General features: G+C 71.4%; 16 protein-coding genes. All 16 read left to right on the forward strand.

Annotation, left to right across the window (positions count from 1 at the left end; genetic code table 11):
- Positions 1–110: 110 nt before the first annotated feature.
- A complete protein-coding gene (locus OH804_RS00645) occupies positions 111–899 on the forward strand; it encodes an ABC transporter permease (RefSeq protein WP_406062046.1) in 789 nt (262 codons plus the stop codon).
- 69 nt (positions 900–968) lie between these two features.
- A complete protein-coding gene (locus tag OH804_RS00650) occupies positions 969–1,778 on the forward strand; it encodes an ABC transporter permease (RefSeq protein ID WP_406062048.1) in 810 nt (269 codons plus the stop codon).
- A gap of 65 nt (positions 1,779–1,843) precedes the next feature.
- A complete protein-coding gene (locus OH804_RS00655; RefSeq protein ID WP_406062050.1) occupies positions 1,844–2,869 on the forward strand; it encodes a YihY/virulence factor BrkB family protein in 1,026 nt (341 codons plus the stop codon).
- Between the two features lie 260 nt (positions 2,870–3,129).
- Positions 3,130–4,308 carry an ROK family protein gene (locus OH804_RS00660; RefSeq protein WP_406062052.1) on the forward strand — a complete coding sequence of 393 codons (1,179 nt, stop codon included), beginning with the start codon at positions 3,130–3,132 and terminating at the stop codon, positions 4,306–4,308.
- A 133-nt stretch (positions 4,309–4,441) separates the two neighbouring features.
- Positions 4,442–5,950 (forward strand): sugar ABC transporter ATP-binding protein, encoded by a 1,509-nt coding sequence (locus OH804_RS00665; protein ID WP_406066377.1) that lies wholly within the window; start codon positions 4,442–4,444, stop codon positions 5,948–5,950.
- Positions 5,947–7,074, forward strand: coding sequence for an ABC transporter permease (locus OH804_RS00670; RefSeq protein WP_091408995.1), 1,128 nt, complete (start codon positions 5,947–5,949; stop codon positions 7,072–7,074). The genes OH804_RS00665 and OH804_RS00670 overlap by 4 nt, the downstream gene beginning before the upstream one ends.
- Positions 7,075–7,170: 96 nt before the next feature.
- Positions 7,171–8,223 carry a substrate-binding domain-containing protein gene (locus tag OH804_RS00675; RefSeq protein ID WP_196919228.1) on the forward strand — a complete coding sequence of 351 codons (1,053 nt, stop codon included), beginning with the start codon at positions 7,171–7,173 and terminating at the stop codon, positions 8,221–8,223.
- A gap of 53 nt (positions 8,224–8,276) precedes the next feature.
- Positions 8,277–9,452, forward strand: coding sequence for a Gfo/Idh/MocA family protein (locus tag OH804_RS00680; RefSeq protein ID WP_406066379.1), 1,176 nt, complete (start codon positions 8,277–8,279; stop codon positions 9,450–9,452).
- Between the two features lie 570 nt (positions 9,453–10,022).
- Entirely contained in the window at positions 10,023–11,189 is a 1,167-nt protein-coding gene (locus OH804_RS00685; RefSeq protein WP_406062055.1) for an inositol-3-phosphate synthase, read from the forward strand.
- On the forward strand, positions 11,173–12,024 hold the full coding sequence (locus OH804_RS00690) for an SCO3242 family prenyltransferase (protein WP_406062057.1): 852 nt from the start codon (positions 11,173–11,175) through the stop codon (positions 12,022–12,024). The genes OH804_RS00685 and OH804_RS00690 overlap by 17 nt, the downstream gene beginning before the upstream one ends.
- A complete protein-coding gene (locus tag OH804_RS00695) occupies positions 12,021–12,989 on the forward strand; it encodes a sugar phosphate isomerase/epimerase family protein (RefSeq protein ID WP_406062059.1) in 969 nt (322 codons plus the stop codon). Before OH804_RS00690 ends, OH804_RS00695 begins: the two co-directional genes overlap by 4 nt.
- A gap of 55 nt (positions 12,990–13,044) precedes the next feature.
- Entirely contained in the window at positions 13,045–13,653 is a 609-nt protein-coding gene (locus OH804_RS00700; protein WP_196919224.1) for an EboA domain-containing protein, read from the forward strand.
- Positions 13,654–14,511, forward strand: a complete 858-nt coding sequence (locus OH804_RS00705) for a TatD family hydrolase (RefSeq protein ID WP_196919223.1) — start codon at positions 13,654–13,656, stop codon at positions 14,509–14,511.
- Entirely contained in the window at positions 14,511–15,710 is a 1,200-nt protein-coding gene (gene eboE / locus OH804_RS00710; RefSeq protein WP_406062062.1) for a metabolite traffic protein EboE, read from the forward strand. Before OH804_RS00705 ends, eboE begins: the two co-directional genes overlap by 1 nt.
- Complete coding sequence (locus OH804_RS00715; protein ID WP_406062064.1) at positions 15,707–17,122, forward strand: alkaline phosphatase family protein; 1,416 nt, start codon at positions 15,707–15,709, stop codon at positions 17,120–17,122. Before eboE ends, OH804_RS00715 begins: the two co-directional genes overlap by 4 nt.
- On the forward strand, positions 17,119–18,186 hold the full coding sequence (locus tag OH804_RS00720; RefSeq protein WP_196919220.1) for a polyprenyl synthetase family protein: 1,068 nt from the start codon (positions 17,119–17,121) through the stop codon (positions 18,184–18,186). Before OH804_RS00715 ends, OH804_RS00720 begins: the two co-directional genes overlap by 4 nt.
- The last annotated feature ends 4 nt before the right edge of the window (positions 18,187–18,190 follow it).

An 18,190-nucleotide genomic window follows, 5' to 3' on the forward strand; every position in this document is an offset into this window, starting at 1 on the left:
GGCGAAACCCGGGCGACACGTCGGCGGGGTCGTCGTAGGGTGACCGGCGATCTGTCGTACCCCGGGGGTAGACAGGTCGTGGTGGCTGGCGTGGCGGGCGGGGTGGTCGGGTGAGTGTGGCGGGATCGGCGCGGTTCCCATGGGTGCCGGCGTATGCGGTGTTCGAGCACTACCTGGTGGGTCTGCGACGCACCTGGCGGGCGGGGGTGTTCTCCTCGTTCCTGCTGCCGGTGCTGACCGTCCTCGGGTTCGGGGTCGGCGTCGGCGCCTACATCGACCAGGGCGTCGACGGGGTGCGTTACCTCGACTGGCTGGTCCCGGGGCTGATCGCCTCGACAGCGCTCCAGGTGACCGTCGGCGACTCGACCTGGCCGGTGTTCAGCAACTTCCAGTGGATCAAGACCTACTTCGCGCAGGGCGCGTCGCCGCTGCGGGTGGGTGACATCGTGGCCGGGCACCTCGCCTTCGTGCTGTTCCGGGTGCTCACCACGATCGTGGCGTTCCTGCTGGTCACCGGGCTGTTCGGGGCGTTGCGGTCGCCGTGGGCGGTGGCCGCCCTGCCGGTGGTGGCGTTGTTCGGGCTGGCTGTCGCCGCGCCGACCTTCGCGTACGCCGCGTCGGTGCCGAGCGACAGTTGGCTCGCGATGCTGTTCCGGTTCGCGGTGATCCCGATGACGCTCTTCGCCGGGGTGTTCTTTCCGGTCGAGTCGTTGCCCGAGGCGCTGCGCTGGCTGGCGTACGCGACGCCGTTGTGGCATGCCGTGGACCTGTGCCGCGCGGCCACGCTCGGCGTCGCCCCACAGTGGTCGATCGTCGGGCACCTGCTCTACCTGGCTGCCTGGGCGGTCGCCGGCTGGTTGCTGGCGGTGCGCGCGTTCCGTCGCAAGCTCGTCGTCTGAGCCGAGCAGGCCCGGCAGCCGAGCGAGCAAGAGCAACTCGTGGTTTGAAGAGCAAGCAGAGAGGGTGTCGTGGTCACGCTGATCCTGCCCCGGCTGGTCGATGTCTCCGCCGCGTCCCGGCGGTCGGCGTCGGTGGTCGGGCGCAACGTCGCGGCGCTGAAGTCGGTCTACTGGCTGCTGCTGCTCTCCGGCTTCGTGGAGCCGCTGCTCTACCTGCTCTCCATCGGGGTGGGCGTCGGCTCGCTGGTCGGCGACCTGCCGTTGCCGGACGGGCGGCTGGTCTCGTACGCCGAGTTCGTGGCCCCGGCGATGCTCGCCTCCTCGGCGATGACCGGGGCGCTCGCGGAGACCACCTTCAACTTCTTCGGCAAGATGAAGTACATGAAGCTGTACGACGGGATGATCGCCACCCCGGTACGGCCGTTCGAGATCGCCGTGGGCGAGTTGGGTTGGGCGATGCTGCGGGGCAGCGCCTACTCGGCGGCGTTCCTCGGGGTGATGGTCGCGCTGGAGTTGACGAGCGTCACCCGCGCGCTGACCGCCCTCCCGGCCGCGGTGCTGGTCGGGTTCGCGTTCGGGGCGCTCGGCATGGCGATCTCCACCTTCATGCGCAGTTGGCAGGATTTCGACCTGATGGGCTCCGCGCAGTTCACGCTCTTCCTCTTCTCCGGCACCTTCGTGCCGGCGCAGGCCTATCCGACAGTGCTGCACTGGCTCGTCGAGATCACCCCGCTGTACCGGTCGGTGCACCTGATCCGGGGGGTCGCCCTGGGCAGTGGCGGCTGGCTCTGGCTGCTCGACGTGCTCTACCTGGTGGCGATGGTGGCGGTCGGCCTGCTGGTGGCTTCCCGCCGAATGGCGAAGTTGCTCTACAAGTAGGGGGTTATCCGCGCCCGTCGACGGGGCATGTCCGGAGGTGACACCGCCGACCAGGAGGAGGGGCGATGGCCTCGGACGAGTCTTCCGCCCAGCGTGAGCATGAGCGTGATCCCGCCAGTGCGCCGGTCGGGCCCGACGCGGGCCCGGACAGCCCCACCGACCTGCCCGGCAGTGGCTGGAAGGCGGCGATGCGCCGGACGATCAGCGAGTTCCAGGACGACAGCCTGACCGACTGGGCGGCGGCTCTGACCTACTACGGGGTGCTGTCCATCTTCCCGGGCGTGCTGGTGCTGATCTCCCTGCTCGGCCTGCTCGGCGAGAGCGCCACCGAGGGCGTCAAGGACACCGTCAACCAGGCGGTGCCGGACGACAGCATCCGGCAGATCATCACCGAGGCGATCGGCACCGCGGACAAGAACGGTGGTCTGGCCAGCCTCGCCGCGATCATCGGTCTGGTGGCGGCGTTCTGGTCGGCTTCCGGTTACATCGGCGCGTTCATGCGCGCCTCCAACACCATCTACGACGTGCCGGAGGGCCGGCCGATCTGGAAGACCCTGCCGATCCGACTCGGCGTGACAGCGGTGATCGGTGTGCTGTTGCTGGCCAGCGCGGTGATCGTGGTCTTCACCGGCCGCCTCGCCGAATCCGTCGGCGACGTGATCGGGCTCGGCTCGACGGCGGTCGCGGTGTGGGACGTCGCCAAGTGGCCGGTGCTGCTGATCCTGGTCAGCCTGATGTTCGCGATCCTCTACTGGGCCTCGCCGAACGCCCGGCACGGCGGTTTCCGCTGGGTCAGTCCGGGCGGGGTGCTGGCCGTGGTGATCTGGCTGGTGATCTCCGGCCTGTTCGCCCTCTACGTGAGCAACTTCGGTTCGTACAACAAGACGTACGGGACCCTGGCCGGGGTGATCATCTTCTTGGTCTGGCTCTGGCTGAGCAACATCGCGATCCTGCTGGGGGCGGAGTTCGACGCGGAGTTGGAGCGTGGCCGGGCGATCTCGGCCGGCCACGCGGTGGACGACGAGCCGTACGTCGAGCTGCGCGACGACCGCAAGCTCCGCAAGAAGCGCAACTCTGCTGGCCGTCGCTGACGGTTCCGCGCCAAACGCCCCGCCACCGAGGATCGGCTGGCGGGGCGTTTGCGTGTCCGTCGATGGAACTGCGGGCGAGGGGATGCGGGCCGTCCGTGATCCTTTCCTTGATCGACTAGTAGCTTTTGTTCTTTCGGACAAAAGTTGGTCTCGGAACGGTTGAAGCTCTGGACAGGCGGCGTGGAACGCTCTTACTGTGTCGGACACAACACATCGGCATTGCGTCGATGTGAACGCTGCCAATGAAGAGGGGGACCCGGATGCGCACCGTCGACCCCCTGCACGTGCGTCTGTTGCGGTTGCTCCGCGACGAGGGCGCCGTGTCCCGAGCTGAGCTCGGTGACCGACTCCAGATGCCGCGTCCGCGGATGCTGGCCGAGCTGGATCGCCTGGTGGCGCTGGGCTACGTCGCCGAGGCCGGGCTCGCCGCATCCCGAGGTGGGCGTCGCTCGACCCTTGTCGAGCTGAACCCGAAGCTGCGCTTCGCCGCCGTCGACCTCGGTGCCAGTTCGATGGACGTCGAGGTGGTCAACGGCCGCCTCGAACCGGTGGCCCACTACGCCGAGTCAGCCGACATCCGCAACGGCCCGAAGGTGACCCTGCAACGGGTCAACGAGCTGCTGCACAAGGCCCGGGTCGACGGCGCGTACGAGCGACTGGACGCGGTCGGCATCGGCGTACCCGGCCCGGTCAGCTTCCGCGACGGCGTTCCGGTCTCACCACCGATCATGCCGGGCTGGGACCGGTTCCCGGTGCGTGAACTGCTCAGCCGGGAGCACGGCTGCCCGGCGGTTGTCGACAACGACGTCAACATCATGGCGATCGGGGAGCGGCACGGTGGGGTCGCCCACTCGGTCGACGACTTCCTCTTCGTGAAGATCGGCACCGGCATCGGGTGCGGCATCTACCTCACCGGCGAGGTCTACCGGGGCACCGACGGTTGTGCCGGCGACATCGGCCACATCCAGGTCGACTCGCACGGTCCGATGTGTTCCTGCGGCAACGTCGGCTGCCTGGAGGCGCTGTTCAGCGGCGCCGCGCTGGCCAAGGACGCGGCAGCCGCCGCCCGCAGTGGGACGTCGCCGGCGCTTGCCGAGCGGTTGGCCCTGCGGGGAGTCGTCACCGCGCTGGACGTCGCCGAGGGCGCCGTCGAGGGCGACGTGACCTGCATCCAGCTGATCCGGGACGGCGGACGGCGGGTCGGCGGGGTGCTCGCCGGCCTGGTCAGCTTCACCAACCCGTCGATGATCGTGATCGGCGGCGGGCTGGCCCAGCTGGGTCACATCCTGCTCGCCGAGATCCGCAGTGTGGTCTACCGCCGGTCGCTGCCGCTGGCCACCGGCAACCTTCCCGTCGTCCTGTCCGAGCTGGGCGGCCGTGCCGGTGTCACCGGTGCGGCGGTGCTCGCGAGTGACGTCGCCTTCGGGGAAGCCGCATGAAGCTGTTCGAGATTCCGTCGTGAGCGAGGAGGAGACTGTGGCTCTGCCCGAGGATGACCCCGCCACCGCGTCGGCCGAGGCCGTCGCCGAGGCGCCGCTGGTCGAGGCTCCCGCCGACACCGTCGCGGGCGAGGTGGTCCTGCGCCTCACCGACCTGGTGAAGACCTTCCCCGGCGTACGCGCGCTCGACGGCGTGCAGCTTGAGGTGCGTGCCGGCGAGGTGCACTGCCTGCTCGGGCAGAACGGCGCCGGCAAGTCCACCCTCATCAAGGTTCTCGCCGGGGTGCACCAACCGGATTCCGGGCAGGTGGAGTGGCGCGGTGAGCCGGCCACGTTCGCCAACCCGCAGGCCGCCATGAAGGCGGGCATCGCCACCATCTACCAGGAGCTCGACCTCGTCGAGGACCTGTCGGTGGCGGAGAACGCGTTCCTCGGGCACGAGTACCGCAGCTTCGGTTTCGTCCGGCGCGGCCGGATGGCCCGGCACACCCGGCAGATCCTCAGCCGGCTCGGCCACGGTGAGATTCCGCCCGGGCGGATGGTCCGGTCACTGCCGGCGGCCGGCAAGCAGATCGTCAGCATGGCGCGGGCGCTGTCGCACGAGGCCCGACTGATCATCATGGACGAGCCGAGCGCGGTGCTGGCCCACGACGAGGTCGGCAACCTGTTCCGGATCATCCGTGAGCTGACCGCGCAGGGCATCGCCGTCATCTACATCTCCCACCGGCTGGAGGAGATCCGCGAGATCGGCGACCGGGTCACCGTACTCAAGGACGGCCGGACCACGGCGGCGAACCTGCCGGCGCGCGACACCCCGACCCGCGACCTGGTGAGCCGGATGACCGGCCGCACCATCGAGTACGTCTTCCCGGACCGGCCGACCGAGGACTCCGCCGGCGCCGACCTGCTCCAGGTGGAGGGGTTGACCCGCGCCGGCGAGTTCGCCGACGTCTCGCTGAGCGTGCGCGCCGGGGAGATCGTGGGCATCGCGGGCCTGGTCGGCTCCGGTCGCTCCGAACTGCTGGAGACGATCTACGGTGCCCGCCTCCCGGAGGCCGGCACGGTGCGGATGGACGGGAAGGTCCTGCGTCCCGGTGTCGGCGCGGCGGTTCGCGCCGGCATGGGGATGGCCCCGGAGGAACGCAAGAGCCAGGCGCTGCTGCTCGGCGAGCCGATCTACCGCAACGTCACGCTGGCCACCTTCGGCCGGTACGCGCGGCTCGGCTTCACCAACGCCGCCAAGGAACGCGCCGAGGCGGACCGGATCGCGGAGACCCTGGAGCTGCGGCCCCGGGACGTCGACCGGCCGGTACGCACGCTGTCCGGCGGCAACCAGCAGAAGGTGGTGGTCGGGCGTTGGCTGCTCGGCGGCACCAAGTTGCTGCTCCTCGACGAGCCGACCCGGGGTGTGGACGTGGGCGCCCGGGCCGAGCTCTACCAGGTCATCCGGGCATTGGCCGCTCAGGGCGTGGGGGTGCTGCTGGTCTCCAGCGAGGTGCCCGAGGTGCTGGGTCTGGCCGACCGGGTGCTGGTGATGCGGGAAGGGCGGGTCGTCCGCGAAGCCGCGGCCGGCGAACTCGACGAGAACACTGTGCTTGACCTCGTGATGGCGGGGTCCTTGATGGAAGGCGCACCGGCATGAGCGACGCGACTCCCACTCCCACCGCGACACCGGAGCGCCCGCAGCTTCCGGCGCAGTCGCCGCCGGTGGACCCGGCGGAGACGGCGGTGGCCAATAACAAGGCAGGATCCGGGGGCAAGCTCTCCTGGTGGCGGGGTGACGGTGGCGACGGCGCCAAGCGCAACCTCGGTCTGATCGGGGTGCTGGCCGCGCTCATCGTGGTCGGCGCGGTCACCAAGCCCGACCTGTACGGCGACCCGAACTGGGTCTGGAACAACGTCCTGGCCATCCTCCAGTTGGCCTCGGTCGTCGGTGTGGTCACTGTCGGCATGACCTTCGTGATCATCGGTGGTGGCATCGACCTGTCGGTCGGCGCGATCGTCGCGCTGGCCGGGGTCTGGTGCACCACGGTGGCCACCCAGAGCTACGGCGCCGGCGGCATGATCTTCGCCGCCCTCGCGGTCGGCATCTGCGTCGGCCTCGTCAACGGTGTGCTCATCTCGTACGGGCGGCTGGTCCCCTTCATCGCGACGCTGGCGATGCTGGTGGCCGCGCGAGGGCTCGCGGCGTCGATCTCCAACAAGCAGACCCAGGTGTCGAGCAGCACGTTCATCAACGACATCGCGGCGCGCAAGGTGATCGGTATCCCGATCCTCGTCTACATCCTCGGCGCGGTCGTGCTGGCCGGTTGGGTGGTGCTCAACCGCACGACCTTCGGCCGGCGGACCATCGCCGTCGGCGGTAACCCGGAGGCGGCCCGGTTGGCCGGCATCAACGTCCGGCGGCACACCATGCTGCTCTACGCGCTCTCCGGTCTGTGCTGCGGCATCGCCGCGATCATGCTCACCTCGCAGGCGACCTCGGCGCAGGCGGCGATGGCCAACCTGTACGAGTTGGACGCGATCGCCGCGGCGATCATCGGCGGGACGTTGCTCAGCGGCGGTCGGGGCACCATCGTCGGCTCGCTGCTCGGCGTCATCATCTTCGCCACCATCACGAACCTCTTCGCCATCAACGGCCTCTCCATCGAGGCGCAGAACATGGTCAAGGGCGGCATCATCGTCGCCGCCGTCCTGGTCCAGCAGTTCCAGTTCAAGTCAGTCACTCGGCTCCTCGCGCGGAACAGGGTCACCACCGCAACCTGACGCACCGCACCGTTGTCCTGGCGACGTCGAGAATTCGACGCTGGCCGGGCCTCGCACACCCTCAACAAGTCAAATCCCGCTCCCAGGAGGTCATTCATGACCCAGCACAGTCGCGACCTGTCGCGCCGCCGGTTGCTCTTCGGTGGAGCCGCAGTGGGCGCTGCCACCCTGCTCACCGCCTGCACCAGCAACGAGACCCCGGCCGCCAGCACCCAGACCAAGGCCGCCGGAAACGCCGAGGGCAACAACGCCCCGGGCAAGAAGGTCGTCATCGGCTTCTCCGCCCCGGCCGCCGACCACGGCTGGATGGGCGCTATCCACGCCAACGCCAAGGCGCAGGCCGCGGCCTACTCGGACGTGGAGTTCAAGGAGGTCGACGGCGGGTCGAACTCCGAGGCCCAGCGTTCCACGCTCGGCACCCTGATCGCCCAGAAGCCGGACATCATCGTCGTGCTGCCGCACGACGGCAAGGAGGTCAACGCCGTTGCCCTCCAGGCCATGCAGGCGGGCATCCCGATCGTGAACCTCGACCGGGCGTTCCCCGACGCGCTGGCCTCGCGGCTGGTCATCAAGGGCGACAACTACGGCATGGGCGTCTCGGCCGGGCACTTCATCGGCAAGATGCTCAAGGACAAGGGCGTCGCCAACCCGGTCATCGGTGAGATCGCCGGTCTGGAGATCCCGCTGACCGTCGAGCGCAGCGAGGGCTTCAAGGCCGCCCTGGCGACCTACGGGTTCAAGGTGGGCAACCGTCGTTCGGCCGAGTTCACCTCGGACAGCGGCCAGCGCGAGGCGTCCCAGCTGCTCCAGGCGCTGCCGAAGATCGACGCCATCTGGAACCACGACGACGACCAGGGTATCGGTGTGCTCGCGGCCATCAAGCAGGCCAACCGGTCGGAGTTCTTCATGGTCGGCGGCGCGGGCTCCAAGCTCGCGATCGACGCGATCAAGGCCGACAACACCGTGCTGAAGGCCACTGTCACCTACAACCCGTCGATGGCCTCCTCGGCCGTCTCGCTCGCGCGGCTCATCGCGCAGGGTCGGGGCCTGGGCGACCTGACGGAGCTGCAGGTGCCCAAGGAAGTGACTCTGGCCTCGGAGACGATCACCAAGGAGAACGCGAGCAGCTACGACAAGCTCGGGTTCTGACATACGGGGGGAGACCCACCTTGTCCACGACAGACAAAGAACTGCGGGTCGGCATGGTCGGCTACGCGTTCATGGGCGCCGCGCACTCACAGGCGTGGCGCACCGTGAACCGCGTCTTCGACCTGCCGGCGCGGGCCCGGATGGCGTTGATCTGCGGCCGAGACACAGCGAAGGTGGCTGACGCCGCCGACACACTCGGCTGGGACGCGTACACCACCGACTGGCGTGACCTGATCAACCGGGACGACATCGACGTCGTCGACATCTGCACCCCGGGAGACAGTCACGCCGAGATCGCTCTCGCCGCGTTGGCCGCAGGCAAGCACGTTCTGTGCGAGAAGCCGTTGGCCAACTCGGTGGAGGAGGCACGGGCGATGACCGCTGCGGCGGATGTCGCCCGGGCCGCCGGAGTGCGGTCGATGTGCGGGTTCAACTACCGCCGGGTCCCCGCGGTCACGATGATGCGCCAGTTGGTCGCCGACGGACGGCTCGGGGTGATTCGACACGTCCGTGCGACGTACCTGCAGGACTGGATCGTGGACCCGCAGTTCCCGCTGGTCTGGCGGTTGCAGAAGGACAGGGCGGGCTCCGGCGCGCTCGGTGACATCGGTGCGCACATCATCGACCTGACCCAGTTCGTGACGGGTCAGCGGATCAGCGGCGTCAGCGCGGTCACCGAGACCTTCGTCAAGGAGCGGCCGTTGCCGGCCGAGTCGAGCGGTCTGGCGGCCTCGGTGGACGGCCACACGGCGCCCACCGGAACGGTCACCGTCGACGACGCCGCGGTCTTCGTGGCGCGGCTCGACGGTGGCGCCCTGGCCACGTACGAGGCGAGCCGGTTCGCGACAGGCCGTAAGAACGCGCTGCGTGTCGAGATCAACGGCTCGCTGGGCAGCGTGGTCTTCGACCTAGAGCGCCTCAATGAGCTGGAGTTCTACGACGCGACCCGCCCGGCTGTGGAGCAGGGCTTCAACCGCATCCTGGTGACCGAGGGCGAGCACCCGTACATGTCGGCGTGGTGGCCCCCGGGCCACATCATCGGCTACGAGCACTCGTTCACGCACGAGATGCGCGACTTCATCGAGGCGGTCGCCACCGGTGTCGACCCGACTCCCTCCTTCGCCGACGCGTTGCAGGTCCAGCTGGTGCTGGACGCGGTGGCCCGTTCGGCGGAGCTCGGCTCATCCTGGGCCGAGGTGGAACCGACGCTGACCGCGGCGGCTGTCTGACCATCGACCATCCGCGACGGCGGTGTTCGCACCGCCGTCGCCCGACCGGCTTTCCGACGCCGACCGGCGAGGGACCAGCCACGGATTGCGCCCCGTGGCCGGGACAGAGGTCGGCATCGGTGAGCGTGCAGCCGGGCCCCACGGCCCGGTGGCGCACGAGCAGGACGGTCGTCCGGTGCGACCGGACCGGGATTCCCCGGCCGCACCGGAGGACCGCCACCACCGGTGACTTCCGGAGGACCTGATGACACCGCCCGCCGCGGCGGCCTGAGACGCCCGGCCGGGGCATGCCAACGCCCCGACCGGCCGGATGCGGGGGAGGCAGGGTCGAGACGCCGACCCGACCCTGCCTACCAGCCCCGTCTGCTCGCACCTGCCGGGATCCGGTCCGGCGTCGTCGCCGCCGACGCCGACGTCGGAAGCCGGTGCTGTTCCGGTGCGGGGCGAGCGGACGGGGCCCATCCACCCAGCCCGAAACTTTCCGAAACCCGGCCGTATCTTTCCGAAACATATTCTGATATTCCTATATTTGCCGGTACCGACGGTTCCTCGCGAAGGGGAAGGAGCACCATGCGAACAGGTGTCTGGCTGGTAGGAGCGCGCGGTTCCGTCGCGACCACCAGCATCGTCGGGGGGCTCGCGCTGCGGGCCGGCCTGGCCGGGCCCACCGGCTGCGTCACCGAGCTTCCCGAGCTGCGCGGCCCGGCCCTGCCGGCCTTCGCCGATCTGGTCTTCGGCGGACATGACCTGGCCACCACCCCGCTGTGCAAGCGCGCCGAGGCCCTCGCTGACGCCGGTGTCATCCCCTGGCGGCTGGTCGCCGCGCTCCGCGACGAACTGGGCATGGTCGAGCAGGAGCTGCGCCCCGCGCCGGTCGGCGACACCCAGGCCGACCGGGCCGCCGCCGTGGTCCGCGACCTGACCAGCTTCCGCGAGCGCCACGAACTGGACCGGGTGGTGGTGGTCAACGTCTCCGCCACCGAGCCGGCCCCTGGACCGCACCCCGGGCACGCCGACCCGGCCGCGCTGCGCGCCGCCCTCGACGGGCCGGACGAGGTGCTGCCGGTCAGCTCCCTCTACGCGTACGCGGCAGTGCTCGCCGGCTGCCCGTACGTCGACTTCACCCCGTCCACCGGGCTGCGGCTGCCGGCGCTGGCCGCGCTGGCCGAGGAGGCCCGACTGCCGTACGCCGGGCACGACGGCAAGACCGGGGAGACCCTGGTCAAGTCGGTGCTCGCGCCGATGTTCGCGATGCGCAACCTGGCCGTGGGCTCCTGGTCCGGGGTCAACCTGCTCGGTGGTGGCGACGGCGCCACCCTCGCCGACCCGGCCGCGAACGCGGCGAAGGTGCAGAGCAAGCAGCGGGTGCTCGGCGAGACGCTGGGCTACGTTCCGCAGGGCGGCACCCGGATCGAGTACGTCGAGGAACTGGGCGACTTCAAGACCGCCTGGGATCTGATCACCTTCAGCGGGTTCCTCGGCACCGGCATGCGGATGGAGTTCACCTGGCACGGCTGTGACTCCGCGCTGGCCGCGCCGCTGGTGCTCGACCTGGCCCGACTCACCGCCGCCGCGCACGCCGCCGGGCAGGTGGGTCCGCTGGCCGACCTTGGCTTCTTCTTCAAGGACCCGCTGGGCACGCCCACCCACTCGCTGGGCGAGCAGTGGGCCCGGCTGACCGCCTTCACCCGGCACCTGCACGACGGCGGGGACAGTGACCATGACAACGTTGGCTGATCTCGCCGAGCTGGTCCGGGCACCGGCCGCGCTCTCGGTGCCCGGTGACGTGATCGCCGGGGCCGCGGCTGCCGGCGCGTTGAGCCCGCGTACCCCCGGCCTGGCCGGCGCCTCGGTGCTGCTCTACTGGGCCGGCATGGCCGCCAACGACTGGGCCGACCGGCGCCTGGACGCCGAGGAACGGCCCGAGCGGCCGATCCCCAGCGGGCGGGTCACCCCGGCCGCCGCTGTCGGTCTCGCGGCGGGCCTCACGGCCGCCGGCGTGGGCCTGGCCGCCGCCGTGGGCGGTCGCCGCGCCGCCGCGCTCGCCGTGCCGCTGGCCGCCACCATCTGGGGGTACGATCTGCTGGCCAAGAACACCGCCGCCGGTCCGGCCGTGATGGCCGCCTGCCGGGGGCTGGACGTGCTGCTCGGCGCGTCCAATGGCCGGATGACCCGGGCGTTGCCGGCGGCGGCCACCGTCGCCGCGCACACCTGGACGGTCACCGCGCTGTCCCGCCGGGAGGTCACCGGCGCCGACGCCACCCTGCCGATGCGTACCCTCGCCGGCACCGCGTTGGTCGCCGCCAGTGCCGTCGCCGCCCCTCGGCGGGTTGCGGTGCTGCCCGCAGTGCTGGCCGGCTGGTACGCCGCCCGCTACGGCGCGGCCCAGGCCGAGGTGGTCCGGGACCCGTCGGCCGGGCGGGTCCGCGCGGCCGTCGGCGCCGGGATCACCGGGTTGCCGGCCCTCCAGGGGGCCCTCACCGCACGGGGTGGAGCGGGTCTGCTCGGGGTGGCCGTCGCGGCGGCCGCGCCGCTGGGTCGACGGCTGGCCCGGAAGGTCTCCCCGACATGAGCGTCCCCGAGCCCCGGCCCGGTGCGCCGGCCGCCGACGCCACCACGCTGCGCCTCGGGTACGGCACGAACGGCTTCGCCAACCACCGCCTCGACGACGCGATCGCCGTCATCGCCGACCTCGGCTACGACGGGGTGGCGCTCACCCTGGACCACGACCACCTGGACCCGTTCGCGCCCGGGCTCACCCGCCGGGTCGCCGCTGTCGGTCGACGGTTGGAGTCGCTGGGCCTGGGGGTGGTCATCGAGACCGGGGCCCGCTACCTGCTCGACCCGTGGCAGAAGCACGCACCGACGTTGCTGCACGACGACCCGACCCGGCGGATCGAGTTCCTGCGCCGGGCCGTGCGGATCGGCGCCGACCTGGGCGCGGAGGCGGTCTCGTTCTGGGCCGGTGTCCGACCCGAGGCGGTGTCACCGCAGTGCGCCTGGGACCGGCTGGTGGCAGGCTGCGCCACAGTGGTCGACGCGGCCGACACCGCCGGCGTCACCCTCGGCTTCGAACCGGAGCCCGGCATGCTGGTGCAGGACATCGGGGACTGGCGTCGGCTGCACGCCGCACTCGACAACCCGGCCCGTTTCGGCATCACCCTCGACATCGGCCACTGCCGGTGCCTGGAGCCCTGGCCGGTGCCGCAGTGCGTCGCCGAGGTGGCCGACCACCTGGTCAACGTGCAGATCGACGACATGCGCCGAGGCGTGCACGAGCACCTGGAGTTCGGCGTCGGCGAGATCGACTTCCCGCCGGTGCTGGCTGCCCTGGCGGCGGCCGGCTACCAGGGGCTGGTCGCTGTGGAGTTGCCCCGCGACTCGCACGCCGCACCCGCCGTGGCCGCCCGGTCGATCGAGTTCCTGCGCGCCGCCGCGGCCACCGATCACGACAGTGTCCGCACCCTTTGCTCTGCACCCGCCGAGGCGACACCTGCCGAGGCGACACCCGCCGAAGAGGCCCCGGTGCATATGTAGGTGCAGAGCAAAGGGTGGCGGGGCACCGGGGAGCAGCACCAAGGGAGGAGACGGGATGACACCGGATTCACTACGGGCCGCGCTGCGAGGCGTACCCGATCCCGATTGGCTGGACACGGCGCTGCGCCGGGTCAGCACCGAGCCCACCGCGATCACCCGGCTCTTTCCCGCCGTCGGCCGACGCTGCGGTCGGGGCGCTCTGCCCGACGCCCCCGGCTGGACCGCCGACGACGCGGCCCGGGTGCTGCTGCTCACCAGCCTGCCCGGCGAGCACGCGGAGTACGCCGAGCGCCTCTACCACCACGGTGACGCTGCCGAACGACGAGCCGTGCTGCGCGCCCTGCCGCTGCTGCCGATCGGCGCCGACGGGGTTCCGTTGCTGCACGACGCGATCCGGACCAACGACACCCGGCTGGTCGCCGCCGCGCTCGGCCCGTACGCCCGGCACCTCGACCAGGCCGCCTGGCGGCAGGCGGTGCTCAAGTGCGTGTTCAGCGGCGTCCCCCTGGCCGGCGTGGCCGACCTGGACAGCCGGGCCGACAGCGAGCTGACAGCGATGCTGGCCGCGCTGGCCGCCGAACGGCACGCCGCCGGCCGGGACCTGCCCGCCGACGCCACCGACCTGCTCGACCGGCTCACCGCCGCACTGCCCCGGGAGGCGTGAATGCGCATCTTCGACCCCCACATCCACATGACCTCACGCACCACGGACGACTACGAACGGATGGCAGCCGCCGGAGTACGCGCGGTGGTCGAGCCGGCGTTCTGGCTGGGTCAGCCGCGCACCAGCGCCGCCTCGTTCACCGACTACTTCGACTCGCTGATCGGCTGGGAGCCGTTCCGGGCCGGGCAGTTCGGGGTGCGCCACTTCGCCACCATCGCGCTGAACCCGAAGGAGGCCAACGACCCGCGCTGCCGCCCGGTCCTCGACCTGCTGCCCCGCTACCTCGACAAGGACGCGGTGGTCGCGGTCGGCGAGATCGGGTACGACTCGATGACCCCCGAGGAGGACGAGGCGTTCGCGGCGCAGCTCGCCCTCGCCGTGGCGTACGACCTGCCGGCGCTGGTGCACACCCCGCACCGGGACAAGGCGCGCGGCTGCGAGCGGACCCTGGCCGTGGTCGCCGAGTCCGGCATCGACGCGGGACGGGTGGTGGTCGACCACCTCAACGAGGTGACGGTGAAGCTGGTCCGCGACAGCGGCTGCTGGCTGGGTTTCTCCATCTATCCGGACACCAAGATGACCCCGCAGCGGATGGTGGAGTTGCTGCGGGAGTACGGCACGGAACGGATGCTGGTCAACTCGGCGGCCGACTGGGGACGCTCCGACCCGCTGCTGACCCGGGCTACCGGCGAGGCGATGCTCGCGGCCGGCTTCAGCGACGATGACGTCGACAAGGTGCTGTGGCGAAACCCGGTGGAGTTCTACGGGCAGTCGGGGCGGCTCGACCTCAGCGACCTGGACGTCGCCGCGGCCGTGGACCCGCAGACCGGCAACTCGATCCTGCGCGGCGGCAGCTGATGCGGCTGCGACATGCCGGCGGCGAGGCCGTCCACCTCGGCTACTGCACCAACGTGCACCCCGCCGAGGACCTCGCCGGCATCCTCGGTCAACTGGACATCTACGCGGTGCCGGTCCGCGAGGCGCTCGGCAGCGACCTGCTCGGGCTCGGCCTGTGGCTGGCCGCCCCGGTCGCCGCCGAACTGGCCGCCGACCCGACGCTCCGCCGCCGGTTGCGCACCGAGCTGGACGCGCGGGGGCTGGAGGTGGTCACCCTCAACGGCTTCCCGTACGCGGCCTTCCAGGCGCCGGTGGTCAAGCAGGACGTGTACCACCCGGACTGGACCACCGAGCAGCGCCTGACGTACACGCTGAATCTGGCCCGGGTGCTCGCCGACCTGCTGCCCGACGACGCCGCCCGGGGTTCGATCTCCACTCTGCCGCTGGCCTGGCGTCGACCGTGGGACACCGGCCGGGCCGACGCGGCCCGACGCCGGCTGGACCAGTTGGCCGCCGGCCTTGCCGACGTGCAGCGGGACACCGGGCGTGAGGTGCGGATCGCCTTCGAACCGGAGCCCGGCTGTGTGGTGGAGAGCACCGGTCAGGCGGCCGGGTTGCTGTCCGGGATGGACACCGATCGGCTGGGTGTCTGCCTCGACCTGGCCCACCTGGCCTGCGCCTGGGAAGAGCCGGCCGAGGCGCTGGAACGACTGCGGGCGGCCGGACTGCCGGTGGTGAAGGTGCAGGTCTCCGCCGCCGTCGAGGCCGCCGACCCGGAGGGCGGGGCCGAGGCGTTGCGCCGCTGGGTGGAGCCACGCTTCCTGCACCAGACCCGGGGCGCCGGTTGCGCCGGTCTGGCCGACCCGGCCGACCCGGCGTACGCGGCCGACGACCTGGACGAGGCACTGGACCGGGCGCTACCGGGGCCGTGGCGGGTGCACTACCACGTGCCCCTGCACGCTCCACCCGAGGAACCGCTCGGCTCGACGGTGCCGGTGCTCCGCGCGGCCCTGAGAGCGCTCTTCGACGGCCCGACCGCCGGCTGTGACCACCTCGACGTCGAGACGTACACCTGGGGGGTGCTGCCGGCCGCACGACGGCCCGGCACCGACGCGGAGCTGGCCGCCGGCATCGCCGCGGAGCTGGCCTTCGCCCGGGACGAACTGGTCGGCCTCGGCCTGACCACAGAGCGAACCGTGAGCATGGGAGTGACGCGATGAGTCGGCGACTGGTGGTCCTCGACGTGGTGGGGTTGACGCCCCGACTACTGGCGCACATGCCTCGACTGCGGGGGGTCGCCGACGGCGGCTTCCGGGCCGAGCTGGGCACGGTGCTGCCCGCCGTGACCTGCTCGGTGCAGTCGACCTTCCTCACCGGCGAGGCGCCCAGCGGGCACGGGATCGTCGGCAACGGGTGGTATTTCCGGGAGCTGGGCGAGGTGTTGCTGTGGCGGCAGCACAACGCGCTGGTCGGCGGGGACAAGCTCTGGCAGGCCGCCCGTCGGGCCGAACCCGGCTACACAGTGGCAAACGTCTGCTGGTGGTACGCCATGGGCGCGGACGTCAACTGGACGGTGACGCCCCGCCCGGTCTACTACGCCGACGGACGCAAGGAGCCGGACTGCTACACCGACCCGCCGGAGCTGCACGACGCGCTCACCGGGCGGCTGGGCACCTTCCCGCTCTTCACCTACTGGGGGCCGACCGCCGGGTTGCCGTCGTCGCGGTGGATCTGCCAGGCGGCCGAGCAGATCCTCGCCGACGTGTCACCCGACCTGACCCTGGTCTACGTCCCGCACCTGGACTACGACCTGCAACGTTTCGGCCCGTCGTCGGCCCAGGCCGCCGCCGCGGCAGCGGAGCTGGACACGGTGCTCGGTCCACTCCTGGACGCCGCCCGAGCGCGGGACGCCACAGTGGTGGTGTTGTCGGAGTACGGCATCACCGACGTGTCCCGCCCGGTGGACGTCAACCGACTGCTGCGCGCCGAGGGCCTTTTGCGGGTGCACACCCAGGCGGGCATGGAGTACCTCGACCCGTGGACGTCGAAGGCGTTCGCTGTCGCCGACCACCAGATCGCCCACGTCTACGTCAAGGATCCGGCCGACGTGCCGGCGGTGGCGAAGCTCTGCGCCGGCCTGCCCGGCGTGGCCGAGGTGCTCGACGCCGAGGGCAAGGCCGCACACGGGCTGGACCATCCGCGCGCCGGTGAGCTGGTGCTGGTGGCCGAGCCGGACGCCTGGTTCACCTACTACTACTGGCTGGACGACGCCCAGGCACCGGATTTCGCCCGGCTGGTGGAAATCCACCGCAAGCCCGGTTACGACCCGGCCGAGCTGTTCTTCGACCCAGCCAACCCCGGTGCCGCGAAGGCCCGCGCCGGGGTGGCGCTGGCCCGCAAGAAGCTCGGCATGCGGTACCTGATGAGCGCTGTCGGCCTGGACGCCGGCGCGCGGGCGGTGCGGGGCTCGCACGGGCGGCTGCCGGACGACCCGGCGGACGGCCCGGTCCTGCTCTGCTCCGACCCGACGGCGGCGCGGGACAAGATCGCGGCGACCGAGGTCAAGGCACTGCTGCTGGAGCTGGCCGGCCTCAGCCCCGGCGGCACTGGCGGGTCGGGGGAGGGCTCATGACGGTCACCGTCGCGCCCACCGACGCCAGCGGACTGCGGGCGCGCTTCGACGCGGAGCTGGCCGGGTTTCTCAGCCGGCAGGGCCCGGACTGGCCGGACGGGGCGCCGCGGGGCGTGTTCACCGCGCTGCAACGGTTCGTGCTGGCCGGTGGCAAGCGGTTGCGGCCGCTCTTCTGCTACTGGGGCTGGCGCGGCGCGGGGGCGGCCGACGGCACCCCCATCGTGGTGGCCGCGGCGGCCCTGGAGCTGTTCCACGCGTTCGCGCTGATCCACGACGACATCCTGGACGGCAGCGACCGCCGCCGGGGTGAGCCGTCGGTGCACCGGCTCTTCGCCGACCTGCACGCCCGCTCGTCGTGGCGCGGTGACCCCGAGGCGTACGGCCGCAACACCGCGCTGCTCTGCGGGGACCTCTGCGCGGCCTGGTCGGATCAGATGTTCCACGAGTGCGGGCTGAGCACCGAGCAGGTGCACCGGGGCTACGGCGTGTTCGCGCTGATGCGTACCGAGGTGATCGCGGGGGAGTACCTGGACCTGGTCTCGGGCGTGGGTGACGGCTCGGTGGCCAGCGCGCTGACCGTGATCCGGATGAAGGCCGCCCGGTACACGGTGACCCGGCCGTTGCAGATCGGCGCGGCCCTGGCCGGCGCGGGGCCGGAGCTGATCGCCGCGCTCGGCGAGTTCGGTGACCCGCTGGGGGACGCGTTCCAGCTCCGCGACGACGTCCTGGGCGTGTTCGGTGACCCGGCGGTGACCGGGAAGTCGGTCCTGGACGACCTGCGTGAGGGCAAGCCCACAGTCATGATGGCGCTGGCCCGCAGCGAGGCCGACCGGCCGCAGACCCTCCGGCTGCGCGAGCTGTTCGGCAACCCGGCCCTGGACGCCGAGGGCGCGGCGGAGCTGCGCGACATCATCGAGGCGACCGGTGCGCGGGAGCGGATCGAGCAGATGATCCGGGTCCGGACCGAGGCCGCGCTCGCCGCCCTGCAGAACGCCATGGTGGCCGACGAGGCCCGCGCGGCCCTTGTTGCGCTGGCCGGACAGGCGATCGACCGACGCGCCTGACCGG

The sequence above is a fragment of the Micromonospora sp. NBC_00860 genome (assembly GCF_045207375.1).
Lineage (GTDB): Bacteria > Actinomycetota > Actinomycetes > Mycobacteriales > Micromonosporaceae > Micromonospora > Micromonospora vinacea.

What these genes read in the sequence shown, in the direction of transcription:
- OH804_RS00655 (WP_406062050.1), top strand. Translation starts at nt 1,844, where the DNA reads ATGGCCTCGGACGAGTCTTCCGCCCAGCGTGAGCATGAGCGTGATCCC.
- OH804_RS00660 (WP_406062052.1), top strand. Translation starts at nt 3,130, where the DNA reads ATGCGCACCGTCGACCCCCTGCACGTGCGTCTGTTGCGGTTGCTCCGC.
- OH804_RS00670 (WP_091408995.1), top strand. Translation starts at nt 5,947, where the DNA reads ATGAGCGACGCGACTCCCACTCCCACCGCGACACCGGAGCGCCCGCAG.
- OH804_RS00675 (WP_196919228.1), top strand. Translation starts at nt 7,171, where the DNA reads ATGACCCAGCACAGTCGCGACCTGTCGCGCCGCCGGTTGCTCTTCGGT.
- OH804_RS00680 (WP_406066379.1), top strand. Translation starts at nt 8,277, where the DNA reads ATGGTCGGCTACGCGTTCATGGGCGCCGCGCACTCACAGGCGTGGCGC.
- OH804_RS00685 (WP_406062055.1), top strand. Translation starts at nt 10,023, where the DNA reads ATGCGAACAGGTGTCTGGCTGGTAGGAGCGCGCGGTTCCGTCGCGACC.
- OH804_RS00690 (WP_406062057.1), top strand. Translation starts at nt 11,173, where the DNA reads ATGACAACGTTGGCTGATCTCGCCGAGCTGGTCCGGGCACCGGCCGCG.
- OH804_RS00695 (WP_406062059.1), top strand. Translation starts at nt 12,021, where the DNA reads ATGAGCGTCCCCGAGCCCCGGCCCGGTGCGCCGGCCGCCGACGCCACC.
- OH804_RS00700 (WP_196919224.1), top strand. Translation starts at nt 13,045, where the DNA reads ATGACACCGGATTCACTACGGGCCGCGCTGCGAGGCGTACCCGATCCC.
- OH804_RS00705 (WP_196919223.1), top strand. Translation starts at nt 13,654, where the DNA reads ATGCGCATCTTCGACCCCCACATCCACATGACCTCACGCACCACGGAC.
- eboE (WP_406062062.1), top strand. Translation starts at nt 14,511, where the DNA reads ATGCGGCTGCGACATGCCGGCGGCGAGGCCGTCCACCTCGGCTACTGC.
- OH804_RS00715 (WP_406062064.1), top strand. Translation starts at nt 15,707, where the DNA reads ATGAGTCGGCGACTGGTGGTCCTCGACGTGGTGGGGTTGACGCCCCGA.
- OH804_RS00720 (WP_196919220.1), top strand. Translation starts at nt 17,119, where the DNA reads ATGACGGTCACCGTCGCGCCCACCGACGCCAGCGGACTGCGGGCGCGC.